The organism is Tersicoccus mangrovi, from assembly GCF_036881825.1.
GTDB lineage: Bacteria > Actinomycetota > Actinomycetes > Actinomycetales > Micrococcaceae > Tersicoccus > Tersicoccus mangrovi.
The window spans coordinates 41,422-55,329 of record NZ_JBAJMW010000008.1; the positions used below are offsets into that span (position 1 = coordinate 41,422).

General features: G+C 73.8%; 14 protein-coding genes. 1 reads left to right on the forward strand and 13 read right to left on the reverse strand.

Features of this window, described 5'->3' with window-relative positions; all coding sequences use genetic code 11:
• Positions 1-40 precede the first annotated feature (40 nt).
• From V6N00_RS14880 to V6N00_RS14905, 6 genes are read right to left on the reverse strand one after another with little or no spacing between them, the layout of a single operon-like run.
• The gene (locus tag V6N00_RS14880) at positions 41-1,528 is read right to left on the reverse strand and encodes an aldehyde dehydrogenase family protein (protein ID WP_334233495.1); all 1,488 of its coding nucleotides are present in this window, start codon (positions 1,526-1,528) and stop codon (positions 41-43) included.
• The gene (locus V6N00_RS14885) at positions 1,525-2,820 is read right to left on the reverse strand and encodes a D-arabinono-1,4-lactone oxidase (RefSeq protein WP_334233497.1); all 1,296 of its coding nucleotides are present in this window, start codon (positions 2,818-2,820) and stop codon (positions 1,525-1,527) included. The genes V6N00_RS14880 and V6N00_RS14885 overlap by 4 nt, the downstream gene beginning before the upstream one ends.
• A 38-nt stretch (positions 2,821-2,858) precedes the next feature.
• Entirely contained in the window at positions 2,859-4,208 is a 1,350-nt protein-coding gene (locus V6N00_RS14890) for an alanine racemase (RefSeq protein ID WP_334233499.1), read from the reverse strand.
• A complete protein-coding gene (locus tag V6N00_RS14895) occupies positions 4,205-4,825 on the reverse strand; it encodes a TetR/AcrR family transcriptional regulator (protein ID WP_334233501.1) in 621 nt (206 codons plus the stop codon). Before V6N00_RS14895 ends, V6N00_RS14890 begins: the two co-directional genes overlap by 4 nt.
• Positions 4,825-6,246 (reverse strand): MFS transporter, encoded by a 1,422-nt coding sequence (locus V6N00_RS14900; protein WP_334233503.1) that lies wholly within the window; start codon positions 6,244-6,246, stop codon positions 4,825-4,827. The genes V6N00_RS14895 and V6N00_RS14900 overlap by 1 nt, the downstream gene beginning before the upstream one ends.
• A complete protein-coding gene (locus V6N00_RS14905; RefSeq protein ID WP_334233506.1) occupies positions 6,243-7,496 on the reverse strand; it encodes a family 1 glycosylhydrolase in 1,254 nt (417 codons plus the stop codon). Before V6N00_RS14905 ends, V6N00_RS14900 begins: the two co-directional genes overlap by 4 nt.
• Positions 7,497-7,762: 266 nt before the next feature.
• On the opposite strand from V6N00_RS14905, the gene V6N00_RS14910 reads away from it, so the two are divergent.
• Entirely contained in the window at positions 7,763-8,986 is a 1,224-nt protein-coding gene (locus V6N00_RS14910) for a glucose-1-phosphate adenylyltransferase family protein (RefSeq protein WP_334233508.1), read from the forward strand.
• 54 nt (positions 8,987-9,040) lie between these two features.
• Here the strand turns inward: V6N00_RS14910 and V6N00_RS14915 are convergent, their stop codons facing one another.
• From V6N00_RS14915 to V6N00_RS14945, 7 genes are all read right to left on the reverse strand, one after another.
• Positions 9,041-9,553: a pilus assembly protein TadG-related protein gene (locus tag V6N00_RS14915; protein WP_334233510.1), complete on the reverse strand. Its 513-nt coding sequence runs from the start codon at positions 9,551-9,553 to the stop codon at positions 9,041-9,043.
• The gene (locus tag V6N00_RS14920) at positions 9,550-10,050 is read right to left on the reverse strand and encodes a hypothetical protein (RefSeq protein WP_334233511.1); all 501 of its coding nucleotides are present in this window, start codon (positions 10,048-10,050) and stop codon (positions 9,550-9,552) included. Before V6N00_RS14920 ends, V6N00_RS14915 begins: the two co-directional genes overlap by 4 nt.
• Positions 10,037-10,468, reverse strand: coding sequence for a TadE/TadG family type IV pilus assembly protein (locus tag V6N00_RS14925; protein WP_334233513.1), 432 nt, complete (start codon positions 10,466-10,468; stop codon positions 10,037-10,039). The genes V6N00_RS14920 and V6N00_RS14925 overlap by 14 nt, the downstream gene beginning before the upstream one ends.
• Positions 10,465-10,647, reverse strand: coding sequence for a hypothetical protein (locus tag V6N00_RS14930; RefSeq protein WP_334233662.1), 183 nt, complete (start codon positions 10,645-10,647; stop codon positions 10,465-10,467). Before V6N00_RS14930 ends, V6N00_RS14925 begins: the two co-directional genes overlap by 4 nt.
• Before the next feature lie 183 nt (positions 10,648-10,830).
• Positions 10,831-11,772, reverse strand: a complete 942-nt coding sequence (locus tag V6N00_RS14935; RefSeq protein ID WP_334233515.1) for a type II secretion system F family protein — start codon at positions 11,770-11,772, stop codon at positions 10,831-10,833.
• Positions 11,769-12,626 carry a type II secretion system F family protein gene (locus tag V6N00_RS14940; protein WP_334233517.1) on the reverse strand — a complete coding sequence of 286 codons (858 nt, stop codon included), beginning with the start codon at positions 12,624-12,626 and terminating at the stop codon, positions 11,769-11,771. The genes V6N00_RS14935 and V6N00_RS14940 overlap by 4 nt, the downstream gene beginning before the upstream one ends.
• Positions 12,627-12,628: 2 nt before the next feature.
• On the reverse strand, positions 12,629-13,849 hold the full coding sequence (locus V6N00_RS14945; protein WP_334233519.1) for a CpaF family protein: 1,221 nt from the start codon (positions 13,847-13,849) through the stop codon (positions 12,629-12,631).
• Positions 13,850-13,908 lie beyond the last annotated feature (59 nt).

A 13,908-nucleotide genomic window follows, 5' to 3' on the forward strand; every position in this document is an offset into this window, starting at 1 on the left:
GCCTACGGCACCCCGCCGCACCGCCCGTGCCCCGGGCGGATCAGGCCCGGGGTGGACGACGGCGACCCCAGTCCCGGGGACGGCGCGCCTGCAGTCCGTAGACGACGTCGGTGAGCCGGCGATACGGCGGGTAGGCGACCTTGAGGGTGTCGGGCCGGGTCGGCTTGGCCAGGATCGCCCGGTCGTGGGAGAAGGTCGCGAGGGACCAGCGGCCGTGGTAGTTGCCGTACCCGCTGCCGCCCACCCCGCCGAACGGCAGGCCCGGCACGGTCTGGTGCACCACGGTGACGTTGATGCCGAGCGCGCCGGAGCTCGTCTCGCGCGTGAACCGTCGCCGGACGTCGGCCGAGCGGGTGAAGAGGTAGAGGGCCAGCGGCTTCTCCCCCGCCCGGATGCGGGCGATCGCGTCCGTGACCGGGTCGGCGGGGTCGACGGTGACGACGGGCAGCAGCGGCCCGAAGATCTCCTCCGTCATGGCCGGCGTGGCGGCCGCACCGGTGAGCACGACGGGCGGCACGTAGCGGGGGTCCGCGTCCGGCGCTGGGCCGAGGCCGGCCATCGCCCGGAGCCGGCGGGCCGCATCGACGGTGACGGCCCGGCCGTAGTCGGGGCTGCGCCGCGGGTCCGCGCCGTACATCCGGGTGATCGCCGCCTCCAACCGCGGCACGAGGCGCTCGGCGACGGCGGGCGTGCACAGGACGTGGTCCGGCGCCACGCAGGTCTGGCCGACGTTCATCAGCTTGCCCCACACGATCCGGTCCGCGGCGACGTCCAGGTCCGCGGTCTCGTCGACCCAGACCGGCGACTTCCCGCCGAGCTCGAGCACGGTCGGGGTGAGGTGCCGGGCGGCGGCCTCAGCGACGATGCGGCCCACGCGGGCGCCGCCGGTGTAGACGACGAGGTCGAACCGGCGTTGCAGCAGTGCGGTGGTCTCGGCGGCGCCGCCCTCGACCACCACGACGGCGTCGTCGCCGACGTAGCGGCGCAGCAGCCGGGCCAACGTCGCGCTCGTCGCGGGCGCGAGCTCGCTCGGCTTGAGCACGACCGTGTTGCCGGCGCCGAGCGCGCCCACGATCGGGGCGAGCGCGAGGTTGAGCGGGTAATTCCAGGGCGCGATGACGAGCGCGAGCCCGTAGGGCTGGCGCCGGACCCAGGCGGTCGCGGGTGCGAGCACGAGCGGGACGGACACGGGCCGGGGCCGGGCGGACCGGCGGACCCGGCGCAGCACGTCGTCCAGGTCGCCGATGACGACGCCGATCTCGCTGATCGCCGACTCGCGCCGGGGCTTGCCGAGGTCCGCGGCCAGGGCGTCCGCGAGTTCGTCGCCGGCGTCGACGAGCATCCGCCGCAGCCGGCGCAGGGCGGCCAGGCGCCACGGCACGTCGGTGGCACCGGAGTCCACGACCCCGCGGAGTCGCTCGAGATGGACGTCCAGGCCGGCGGGCAAGGCGACGGAGTCGTCACCGGGATTGCCGGTCGCCGCAGTGTCAATGTCGGGGCCGGTGGCGGTGTCGTGCGAGGTCGTCATGAGCCGAGCACCCTTCGCAGGTAGGGGTTGGTGAGACGCCGGGCGGGGTCGAGCCGGTCGCGGACGGCGAGGAACTCCTCGAATCGAGGGTAGAGCGCCGCGAGGTCGTCGGCATCCAACCGGTGGAGTTTGCCCCAGTGCGGGCGTCCGTCGTGGTCCGCGAAGATCCGCTCGGCGGCGGCGAAATACGCCGTGTGGTCCCGGCGCAGGTGACGGTGCACGGCGATGTAGCCGATGTCCCGCCCGTGGCCCGGGGAGAGGGCGACGTCGTCAGCGGCGGCCACGCGCACCTCGACGGGGAACTCGACGGGCTCGGGCCACCCGTCCGCGAGGCGCCGGATCCGGCCGAAGGCCTCCTGCATCTGCTCGCGTGGCACGGCGTACTCCATCTCCCGGAAGCGCACGCGCCGTGGAGCGGCGAAGACCCGCGGGGACGGTTCGGTGAAGGTGCCCCGGCCCATCGCGGCGGTGGCGACCCGGTTGATCACCGGCACCGTGCGCGGGAGGTGGCGGCTGACCGCGCAGAGGCCGCCGAAGACGGCGTTGGCCAGCAGCTCCTCCCCCACCCACCGGCCGATCCGGGAGCGGGGCGCCAGCGCTGAGTCGCCCGGCAGGCGGGTGTTCGTCTTCGTCACGACCCTGCCGGTGCCCGGGAACCAGTGGAACTCGGCGTGGTCCGCGCCGTCGAACCAGCCGTCCCAGTCGGTGTTCAGGGACGCGAGATCGCGCGTCGCCTCCTCGGCGCGCAGGCTGAAGGCCGGAACGCACTGCAGAGTCACCTCGGTCAGCACGCCGAGGGCGCCGAGGCCGAGCCGGACGAACGGCAGCAGCTCGGGTTGGGTGTCCTCGTCGACGGTCAGGACGCGGCCGTCCCCCGTCACGAGCGTCACGCCCACCACCTGGGTGGACAGGCCCCCGAATGCGGCGCCGGTGCCGTGGGTGCCGGTGGAGAGGGCGCCGGCGAGCGTCTGCCGGTCGATGTCGCCGAGGTTCTGCATGGCCAGCCGGTGGCCGGAGAGGAGGCCGGGGATCTCCCACAGGTGGGTGCCGGCTCCGAGGGTCACCCGCCGGCGCTCGCGGTCGACCGCGAGCAGGCCGGAGAACGCGCCGACGTCGAGTGCGACCTCCTCGGGGGCGCCGATGCCGCTGAAGGAGTGCCCGCTACCCAGCGGCCGGACGTGCTGGGCCGAACCGTCGGCCAGCAGGGACGCGAGCTCATCGGTGTCGTCCGGGCGCACGACGCGAATGCCTTCGACCGCCTCGGTGCGGCCCCAGTTGTGCCACCGCTGCACGGATCCGACGGCCCTCCCCCGGGCCCTCAGCGCGCGGGTCACAGGAAGGCCATCCCGTCGCCGCGGTACGTCGGCCAGGCGTCGCGGACCCGGCCGCCGTCGACGACGAGGTATTCGTTGACGTGCTCGGCGAGTTCGCCGCCCTTGGCGTGCCGCAGCCACACGCGGTCGCCGGGCGTCAGGGACGCTCCGGCCGGGACCCGCAACGGGGTCTGCACCTCGCCGGCGCCCTCGAGCGGCTCGAACCGGGCGCCGGCGGGCCACACGACGGTGGGCTGCCGGTCGTCGGCGGGCGGACCGGAGGCGATCCATCCGCCGCCGAGCAGGGTGGCACGGCCGGCCGACGGGTTGCGCACGACGTCGAGGGCGAACGCGGTGGCGGGTGCGGGCGTGAAGGCCGCGTAGGCGTCGAACAGGCGCGGTCCGGTCAGCGCGGAGCCGACCGTTACCTCGGTCACGGACGGGTCGGCGGCCGTCGACTCGACCGAGCCGCTGCCGCCGCCGTTGACGAACCGCAGCGGCGCGACCGCGCGGACGAGGTCCACGGCGCGCGCCCGCCGGTCGGCTACGTCATGCCGGGACGTGGTCTGCAGGCGGCGAACGACGAGGCCACGCGCCCGGTTGGCGGGCCGGTCCGGGACGCCGGCGATCTGCGCCTCGTAGCCGAGCAGCCCCGTGACGGTGAACCCGGCACGGCGCGTGACGGCCTCGGCGAGCGCACGCACCTGCTCGGGCGTCCGCAGCGGTGATCGCCACACGCCCACGCGCGGCAGCGGGCCGGGCAGGTCGAGGGAGAGGTCCAGGTCGAGGCAGACAGCGAGGTCCGGCCGGCGTCCCGCGGGGCGGACCGCGTCGATGAGGTCGAGCTGGGCGACGTCGTCGATCATCACGGTGATCGCCGCGGCGGCGGCCTCGTCCGCGCACAACCGCGCGATCGCCTCCGCGTCCGCGGTCGGGTAGCCGACGACGACGTCGTCGACGCCGTGCGCATGCAGGTGCAGCGCCTCGGCGAGCGTGTACCCGAAGACCCCGGCATACCCGTTCAGGGCGAGCACGGCGTCGAGCAGGCCGCGCGTGCGGACCGACTTGCTGCCCACCCGGATGGTCGGCACGGCCGCATCACGCCGATCGCCCGGCGCTCCCGGACCCGGTGACTCCGAGTGTGCCCGCGCCCTTGCGCCGGCGAGGACCCGGCGGCGCACGTCGTGCGCGTTGTGGGCGAGCGCCGCGGCGCTGACGACGGCGAGCGGGGCCGGCCGGTCCGCCGTCGCCGCGGTCAGGGCCGGCCAGAACGCCGCCGGGTCGGTCCAGGGTCGCCGCGCAGCCTCGGCGAGCAGACCGGGGTCGGCCAGATCCAGCAGGGCGCCGGTCCCCCGGCGGGCGCTCATGCCGGGCGCCCGTCGCCGTCACCGGCGCCGAGCAGGGCCGCGAGCGTGTCCGTGCCCGCGGCGATCAGGTCCTCGGCCACCTCGGCGTCGTCGGTCGCGAGCCACGACAGCACCAGGCCGTCGGTGATCATGACGATGGTGCGGGCGACCCGGCGCACCGGCACCGTCCACGGGGTGCCCAGCTGCTTCGCGAAGGCTTCCGCGATCCCCGTCGCCGCCGCGTAGAACTGCCCGTACAGCTCGGCCGGAAGGGGGCTGAGGCTCGGGTCGCGCACGGCGGTCAGGGTGAGCTCGAGCAGCCCGAGCTCGCGGTTGCGGTGGGCCTGCACGTCGGCAAGGTAGGCCCGCAGGTGCGCCTCGATGAGGGCGCGCGGGGGCACCTCGGGCGGCGCCTCCAGGTCCGCGACCGAGCGGGCGGACGCGTCGATCAGGTGCTCGATGGTCGCCTGCAGCAGGGCCAGGCGCGACGCGAACGCGTAGTGGACCGAGGCCAGCGACGTCCCCGCGCGGGCGGCGATGGCCCGCAGCGACGCCCCGGCCACCCCCTCGTCGCAGATCACGTCGATCGCGGCCGCGATCAGCTGCTCCCGGCGTTCCTCGACCGGCACGCGGGTCATCAGCGCACCCCCCGCAGCCGGCCGACGACGAGCATGGCCGCGACGGAGAGCAGGCCGGTCACGACGAACAGGGCGGTGAAGCCTCCCGTGGCGGCGACGACGAGCGCGCCGATCACCGGGGCGACGGTCTGCGGGCCGTTCTGCGCGATCTGCACGAGGCTCATGTCCCGGGCGACCGTCTGCCGGTCCGGCAGCACGTCGACGACGAGGGCGAGGTTCACCGAGCTGAAGCCGCCGTAGGAGAGGCCGAGCAGGGCCGCGGCGACGGTGAGTCCCCCGACGGACGGCACCAGGACGATGAGCACCGCCGCGATCAGCTGCAGACCCGCGGTCGCGGCCACGAGCGGGCGACGCCGGCCCCAGCGGTCGGAGATCCAGCCGCCGACGAAGGAGGCGAGGACGACGAAGACGGTGTAGACGGCGATGACGGCGAGCAGCTGATCGTTCGCACCGGTCTCCTCGATGCCCAGGCCGTCGACGAGGAAGAACAGCAGCAGGCCGGTGGCCAGGGCGTTGCCGGTGTTCACGAGCGCGGTCCAGCCGAGCACCAGACGCAGCGGACGTTGCTCCCGCAGCCGGGCGGCGATGTCCCGCGCACCTGTCACGGCGGCGCGAGTGGCACGGGTGGCACGGGACAGCGTTCCCGTGTGGGTCGCCGGGTCGGCCGTCACGACGTCGCCGCCGGTCGGCGCGGGCCCATCCGTCTCGTCGGCGGTGTCGGTGACCGTGACGGCCTCGTCGACCCCGTCGGCCGGCGGGTCCGGCAGGAGCAGCGCGCCGGCGAGGCCCACGACGAGCAGCAGCGCCGCGAGCAGCCAGTACCCTCCCTGCACGGTCAGGACCAACAGCACGCACAGCGCGACGCCGAGGATCAGCCCGACCGCCTGGGTCGCCCCGATGACGCCGGAGGCCACGCCCCGTCGCGCGGCCGGGACCTGGTCGGCGACGACCGCGGTCGCCGCGGTCGACGCCGCGACGATCCCGAGCGAGACCGCGAGCCAGCCCAGGAGCACGCCCGGCGTGGTCGTCTGCAGGCCGAGTGCGACCATGCCGACGCTGGCCAGGACCACGCCGCCGACGAGGAACGGCCGCCGGCGGCGCCCCGAGCGCCGGTCCGAGAGGCGTCCGATGACCGGGGCGGAGACGAGGGCCAGCAGGCCGACCGCGGAGAAGATGAGGCCGAACGCGATGACGCCGCCGGTCCAGCCGCTGCCCCCGGCGTCGGCGGAACCGGTGCGGACCTGCTGGGGCAGCAGCAGCTGCGTCGGGGTCAGCTGGGCCATCCAGACGACGAGCCACAGGGCGCCGAACGAGAGGAACCAGCGCGCACCGATGCCGGGGGTGCGGTGGCCCGGCTCCGGGACCGCGTCCCCCCGGAGCGCGGTCCCGGCCGCCGTCGAGTCGGCTTCCCCGGCCGTCACGAGGCGACGAGCCGGTCGGCAGCGCCGGATCGCTCCGCCGTGCTGGATCGCTCCGCCGTGCCGTCGTGCACCCGCACGGAGTAGCCGAGGAGGTCGAGCCCCTCCCGCCGGGCCGCCGCGACGGCGCGCAGGTGGCCGGCGAGCACGTCGATGCGGTCGAGGTCCTCGCGGGTCATAGTCGGCTGTGCCGGGGAGGAGTGCGCCGGGTAGGTCGCGGCGTTCTCGGTGATGAGCAGGGGCGGCAGGGCGCCGGCGTGCCGCAGGCGCAGGTCGATCAGGACCGCGCGCAGGTCGTCGGGCCGGGTCATCCAGCCGGTCCCGGCTGCCTGGTCCGAGCCGTCGGGGCTCGTCGGTCCGGGTCGGTGGCAGAAGGGCAGGGCAGCGTCCGCGCCGGCCCCGGTGGTGGCGCCGATGCGCAGCGGTGCGGAGAGGTTCACCCCGTAGAAGTCGCACGAGCCGGCGATCAGCGCTCGGTGCTCATCGGGGATGTCGATGCCGCCGCCGAGCACGGACAGTTGCGGGACGTCACCGGAGAACACCGGGTCGGTGTAGAGCCGGTTGTAGAGCACGTCGAAGACGCCGGCGGCGGCGATGTCCTCTGGCCGGTCCGAGGCGGGCTGCACCCGGGCATGGTCGTTGGCGAGGCCCACCTGGGCGTCGTACCGGGTGGCGCGGATCGCCCGCGCGGCGGTCGCGTGGGCGAGCAGTTGAGCGACGGCGGTGGGCGTCGCGGCGCGCAGGGCGCGCGCACCGGCGTCGGGGTCGCCTGCGGCGCCGCCCCGCAGCGTCGTCATGACCGGCTCGTTGAGGGTGATCCACGTGTCGACGCGGTCCCCGAGGCGGGCGGCGACGGCCTCGGCCCATGCGGTGAACCGCTCGACCACCTGAGGTCCGGTCCAGCCGCCGGCGGCCTCGAGACCCGGCGGCAGGTCGCCGTGGTGCAGCGTGGGGATGGGGCGGACTCCGGCGGCGAGCAGCCGGTCGACGAGCGCGTCCCAGTGGTCGAGGGCGGCGGGGTCGAGACTGCCGCCGAGGCCGCCGTCGGGCTGGACCTGCGGCCAGCTCAGGCAGAACCGGTAGTCGTCCAGCCCCAGGGCCGCCGCGAGCGCGGCGTCGTCGGAGGATTCCCCGAGGTGGCCCGACGGGACTGCTCCAGCGTCGAGCACCGCACCTTCCAACGCCGCACCGAACATCGACTCGTCGTCGGTCAGGTGCGGCGTGTGCTGGTCGGTGAGCTGGGGTCCTGGCACGTCGGTGCTCCTGACTCGAGAGGATGCTCGGCCTGATCGAATCAGCCGGCCGTCGGATACGACCGGGACCCCCATCCTGAAGTGGGACAAGCGTCCAAGAAGTTCCGTCCCTTGTCAAGGGCTGATCACGGACGCGTGTCGTGGCCGACGACCGTGGCCGGCCGATGGTGCCGTCGACGGTGTCCGGTGTCCGGCTGCGACCCAGACACCTCCCACGGCCCGCTGCTACGCTCGGCGGATTCACCCCCCTCCCCGTCTGGAGTCCCATGAGTGCCGGCCGTGCCCGCCCCACCGTCCTGGCCGTGCTGCTCGCCGGAGGTGCCGGCGGTCGGATGGGCCCGTTGACGGCGGAGAAGGCCAAGCCGGCGCTGCCGTTCGCCGGCTCGTACCACCTGATCGACGTGCCGCTCTCCAACCTCGTGCACAGCGGGATCACGGACGTGTGGGTGATCGAGCAGTTCCAGCCGCACTACCTCAACGAGCACGTGGCCAACGGCCGGCCGTGGGACCTGGACCGCACGCACGGCGGGCTGCGGCTGCTGCCGCCGTTTCAGGGCGACGACGGAGAGGGCTTCGCTCAGGGCAACGCGGACGCGCTGTACCGGCAGGCCGAGCTGATCCGCGAGCTCGACCCGGACCTCGTGCTCACCCTCAGCGCCGACCATCTCTACCGGCTGGACTACCGGGACGTCGTCGACACCCACCTCGCTGCGGGCGCGGACCTGACCATGGTGACCACCCAGCTCTCCGGGGACGTGTCCCGGTTCTCCGTGGTGCAGACCGAGGACGGGCGGGTCACGGACTTCGCGTACAAGCCGGACGAGCCGGCGAGCAGGCTCGTGGGCACCGAGGTGTTCCTCTACGACGCGGACGCGCTGCTGGACACCTTGGCGATGCTGCTGGAGCGGGACGGGAAGCTCGAGGACTACGGGGACGCGTTGGTGCCCCACCTCGTGGAGCACGGCACCGTGGTCGAGCACCGGCTCGAGACCTACTGGCGGGACGTCGGCACCATCGAGAGCTACTGGGAGGCGCACCAGGAACTGCTGCGCGGCACCGGGTTCGACGTCGCCGATGCCGCCTGGCCGATCTACACGGCGCAGCCGCAGACCCGGCCGGCGTTCATCGCCGCGGACGCGAGCGTGAGCAACAGCCTGGTGAGCCCCGGCGCGGAGATCCACGGCATGGTGATCGACTCGGTGATCGGGCCGCGCGTGAACGTCGCCGCGGGCGCCACCGTCCGGGCCTCCGTGCTGATGGACGGTGTGCGGGTCGCCGAGGACGCGACGGTGACGAAGGCGCTCGTGGACATCGACACGCGGATCGGCGCGGGCGCCGAGGTGGGCGTGGGCGCGTCCGAGGACCACACCCTCTCCTCCGACGGGGACGGCGACGCCGACATCACCGTTCTCGGCGACCACTACGAGGTGCGTGCACGGCGCACGATCCAGGCCGGTGCGCAGTTCCCGGTGGCCGACCGGGCGGACTGAGCACCGCGTCGGCGTTCCCCACTGTTCGGTCGAGTCGGCGTCACAGCTCGCCGGTCACTGCCGCAGTTCGGCGCGGGCCTGCGCGACCGCCGTGATCGGGATGCCGTCGGGCATGACGATGCTGATCAGCGGGGGCCGGACGACGGCGTGCAGCTCGACCTGCGCGGTCCGCCCGTCGGAGGTGCCGGTTCCCGCGCCGATCGCCAACCCGTCGGCGGCCGCGTCCGGACCCAGGCCGTCGAGGTAGGCGCGAACGGCCCCGCTCACCCGGTCCGAGCGCAGCACCGGAACAGGCGCGGTCGTCGCGCCGTCCCCGGCCAGGTCGAAGGTGTCCGCGGCGGCCAGCGCCGCCGAGTCGGCGATCGCGAGCAGCTTCTTGTGCTCGATGTAGACGGCGGTGATGCCGGCGGCCACGCTCGTCACCAGCAGGGTCAGGAGCACGAACCCGATGATGAGCACCGTGATCTGACCGGCCTCCCGGTCATCGGCGCGTCGCTTCGTCGCTGCCCGGCGGCCCGTCGTCGCGCAGTCCGTCGCGGCGCGGGCTGTCGGGTGACGGCGGCTCACCGGAACCTGCCGAGAATCTCGGTGGCGCTGGACTGGACGGTGGCGGCACTGAGCGCCGACCCGCCGACCGACGGCGCCAGGGGCAACGGCACGGTCAGGCGGACGGTCACGGTGACGCGGGAACCCGGCTCGCTGCACCGCGAGTCCGAGCACGCGACGCCGACGGTGTACGCGCCCCGATCGAAGCCGAAGTCGGCCATCGTCGTGGACGCCGCGGCCTCGGCCGCACCGGTGTCGGCCGCGGCCTCGCTCAGCGCGATGGTCTTGGCGGCCTGATCGGCGGCTCCGACGACGGCGAAGGACCCGGCCTGCACGGCCCCGAGGCTGAGGATGAAGTACACCACCGGCACCACCAGGAGGCTCCCGAGCACCACGAACTCGATGACGGCACTGCCGCTGTCCGCCTCACCGGGGGCACCGGTGACACGACGACGTATCGCGTCGAGGGAGGGCCGCGGGGACGCCGATGCACGGTGCGCCGCGTCATGGCCCTGCACTGGCGTGCCCCTGTACTCGGAGCGACCCCGACGGCCCTATCAACCCGAGCACGGGCATCGGCGCACTGATGACGATCGTGAGGGTGCGGCGACCGCCGTCGCGGGTCTCCTCGGCCGTCACCGACCCGGCGTAGTCCGCCCCCAGGGTGGACTGCACGAGCTCCCGGGCGCGCTCCTGCCCCTCGCCAGCAGTTCGGTCGGCCAGGGCCCCGTAACGGGCACCGGAACTCGCGGCATCGATCAGCGTGTTCCGGACGTGCAGGATGACGGCGAGCTGGACGATGGACATGGCGAGCAGCGTGAGGACCGCGCCGACGAGCACGAAGTCGACGACGGCGGATCCCCGCTCGGCGTCCTCGCGCTGCCGGCGACCGGCGGCGACCTCGTCGGCGACCTTGCCCGCCCCCGCCGATCTCATCGGCGGGGCTGCACCTGCTGCATGGCCTGTTCGAACAGTCCCTGCAGGGCGGGAGCGGCGATGGCGAGCAGGGCCGCGACCAGCACGGCGGACATGAGGGTGATCATCACCCAGCCGGGGACGTCGCCCCGCTCGGCGCCGTCGTCGCTCCGCACCCGTGCGAGGGCCAGCCGCGGCAGTGCGACGAGTGCGGCGACGAGCAGGGCGACGATGCCGGTCGGGGCTGCACTGCTCTCTGACCGTTGCGGCCGGGTCCGCGGCAGCGTCGTGGCGAGGGTGGTGATGTGGTGCGTCATGGTGCTCTCCTGTGCGGTGTCGTGCCGGCGGACCGGCGGGTGGGAAGGGATCGGATCGTCCGTGCGTCACCAACCGAGGTTCAGCAGGGCGATGCCGGGGAAGACGGCGAAGACGACCGTGAGCGGCAGGACACCGAAGACGAGCGGCACCATCATGCCGATCTCCTTGCGGCCGGCGGCCTCCATCAACTGGCGTTTGGACAGGTCCCGGACATCCGCGGCCTGCGCGTGGAGCACGTCGGCCAGCGGCGTCCCGCGTTCGATCGCGACATTCAGTCCGTCCACGAATCGAGCCAGCGGCGCAAGCCGGGTGCGGCGCGACAGGTCTCCGAGGGCCGTCCGCAGGGGCGTACCCGCCCGGTTCTGTGCCAGGACCCGCGCGAACTCCCCTGCCAGCTCACCGTGCGAGGTGCGGACCACCCGCTCGAGTGCGCCGCCCGCGCTCTCCCCGGCGCTGACCGCGAGCGCCATGAGCTCGGCCAGGCTCGGGAACTCCGCGAGCATGCGCGCCTCCCGGCGCTTGATCTGCGCACCGAGCACGGCATCGCGCAGGGCGAAGCCGCCGACCGCACCGGCCAGGACGAGGAGCAGGGCGGCCAGGGTCGAGAGCCGGCCGGCAAGGGCGCCTGCGACCGCCACCACCGTGCCGGCCAGGAGGCCGAGACCGCACCAGACGGTCTGCTGCACGCGGTAGTCGAGGACGGTGTCGTCCCGTCCGGCCTGCTGGAGCCGACGGTCCGTCGCCGCGTTGCCGATGGTGAAGCGCGAGAACCAACGCGCGACGTCGACGATCACGGGACGGAAGATGCGCTCGACCGGGCCGAACGGCGTCGCGGGTGCACTGTCGTCGAGGAGCCGGGAACGGGTGGCGGCGCCGCGCAGCTGCGGTGCGATCCGGTCGGCGAACGTCGGCGCCCGCAGGACGGGCAGCCGCACGATCGCGAGCCACAGACCGAGACCGGCCGCCGACCCGAGCAGGACGGCCCAGCCCCACTGCTCGGCCGTCATCGCAGCACCCGTTCGTCGGGCGGGAGGGAGCCGATCCGCAGCATCAGCCGGTAGCAGACGATCGAGACGACCAGCCCGCCGATCAGCACGGCGGCACCGGCGGCGGAGTTGTAGGCCGCCACGGCCTCCGGACGCGTCGCCATCAGGAGCAGGACGATCCAGGGCGCCGCGACCGCCAGCCGTGCGGCGTTGACCGTCCACGACTGCCGGGCCTCGAGCTCGCTGCGGGTGCGGGAGTTCTCGCGCAGGAAGTCGGAGAGGGTGCCGAGCAGCCGGCCCAGGTCCGAGCCGCCGACGTCGCGCGTCATGCGCAGCGCCTCGATGATGCGGTCGGCGACCGGGTCGGCGAGCCGTTCCTTGAGTCGATCGAGGGCGGCCTCGAACTGGCCGCCGGAACGATAGTCGGCGCCGAAGTCCCGGAAGAAACGGCGCAGGTCCTCCGGCCCGCGCTCCCCCAGCTGCGTGAGCGCCTCGGCGAGCGAGAGGCCGGCACGGATGGCAGATCGCAAATGGTCGACGACGTCGGGCCACAGTTCCCGCAGGGACGCTGCCCTCCGGTGGGCGCGCCACCGGACCACGGCCAGGGGGAGCCAGCCGCCGAACAGCCCGAAGCACGCAGCGATGGGCGTGGCACCCGAACTGACCACGAAGACGAGGAGGAGGACGAGGACACCGGCGCCGATGCAGGTGGCGAGCAGAGCCGCCGGGCTCACGTTCTCGATTCCCGCGGAGAGGAGCATGGCCCGCAGGCGGCCGGGGCGATCGCCGGGAGCGCGTGCGGCCGTCCGGGGCCAGCAGGACCACCAGACCAGCAGCAGGCCGATGCCGAGAAGCGTGCCGAGGACCACGGACATCGTCACACCTCCAGCAGGTCGGCGACGCGGTGACCGGCGCGGATCAGCTTGTCCTCGACTGGCATGCCGCTGCCGGTCGGAGCCAACTCGCCGTCGCGCCGGTCGAAGAGGACGGCGCTCTCGATCACGCCGTTCTCCACGCGGCGGCCGACGGCGAGGATCTGGGCGACCTGACGGTGGCCCGAGGCCAGTCGCTCGGCGTGGACGACGAGATCGAGGCAGGAGGCGACGGTCGGGACGACGAACGCGGCGCTGATGTTCTCGCCGGCGAGCAGGGGAAGCGTGCAGATCTTGGCGAGCGCATCGTGTGCGGAGTTGGCGTGGACACTGGCCATGCCCGGCAGACCGGCGTTCAACGCGATGAGCATGTCGAGCGCCTCGGCCTCGCGGACCTCGCCGACGATGAGCCGGTCCGGCCGCATCCGCAGCGCCTCCTTGACCAGCCGTCGCAGCGGGATCTCACCGGTCCCCTCGAGATTCTGCTGGCGGCACTGCATCCCGACGACGTCCCGCAGCGGCAGGTGCAGCTCGAAGATCTCCTCGACCGTGATGACCCGCTCGCGTGAGCCGATCGACGCGCCGAGGCAGTTGAGCAGCGTGGTCTTGCCCGCTTGCGTGGCCCCCGAGACCAGGATGTTCAGACCCGCCCCGACAGCCACGGCCAGGAATCGGGCGGCCGACGGCGAGAGGGACCCGAGGTCGACGAGGTGCTCGAGGCGGCGGGCGCGCACGACGAACTTGCGGATGTTGACCGACCAGTGCCGCCGGGTCACGTCGGGGATGACGACGTGCAGCCGGGAGCCGTCCGGCAGCGCGGCGTCGACGAACGGGCTGGACAGGTCGAGACGCCGACCCGAGGACGCGAGCATCCGCTCGACCAGGTCGCGCACCTGCTGGTCGGTCAGCGACAGCGAGGTCAGCTCGGATTCCCCGCCGCGGGCGACGTACACCTCGCGAGGTGAGTTGATCCAGATCTCCTCGATGCCCGGATCGTCCAGGAACGGCTGCAGGGGGCCGAAGCCGGCGACCGCGTCGAAGACCTGACGCTGGGCCGCGGACAGGGCACCGAGCGGAGGCAGGGACGTGACGAGAGCGCGCTCGGAGTAGTCGTTGACCGCGGCGTCGATGAGCAAGCGGACCTCCGGCCCCTGCCGGGCCGGGTCCAGGCCACGGAGCCGGATGAGCTCGCGGACCTCCCCCTCGACGATCTGAACAGCGTCCACTGAAGGACCCCCCGTATTCACGCGGCGTCCCCCACAGGCTCCCGCGACGGCCCGTCGTC

Bases quoted from the DNA above. Each gene is read 5' to 3' on its own strand.
- V6N00_RS14925 (WP_334233513.1), bottom strand. From the start codon at position 10,468: ATGAGATCGGCGGGGGCGGGCAAGGTCGCCGACGAGGTCGCCGCCGGT.
- V6N00_RS14940 (WP_334233517.1), bottom strand. From the start codon at position 12,626: ATGTCCGTGGTCCTCGGCACGCTTCTCGGCATCGGCCTGCTGCTGGTC.
- V6N00_RS14880 (WP_334233495.1), bottom strand. From the start codon at position 1,528: ATGACGACCTCGCACGACACCGCCACCGGCCCCGACATTGACACTGCG.
- V6N00_RS14895 (WP_334233501.1), bottom strand. From the start codon at position 4,825: ATGACCCGCGTGCCGGTCGAGGAACGCCGGGAGCAGCTGATCGCGGCC.
- V6N00_RS14910 (WP_334233508.1), top strand. From the start codon at position 7,763: ATGAGTGCCGGCCGTGCCCGCCCCACCGTCCTGGCCGTGCTGCTCGCC.
- V6N00_RS14890 (WP_334233499.1), bottom strand. From the start codon at position 4,208: ATGAGCGCCCGCCGGGGGACCGGCGCCCTGCTGGATCTGGCCGACCCC.
- V6N00_RS14935 (WP_334233515.1), bottom strand. From the start codon at position 11,772: ATGACGGCCGAGCAGTGGGGCTGGGCCGTCCTGCTCGGGTCGGCGGCC.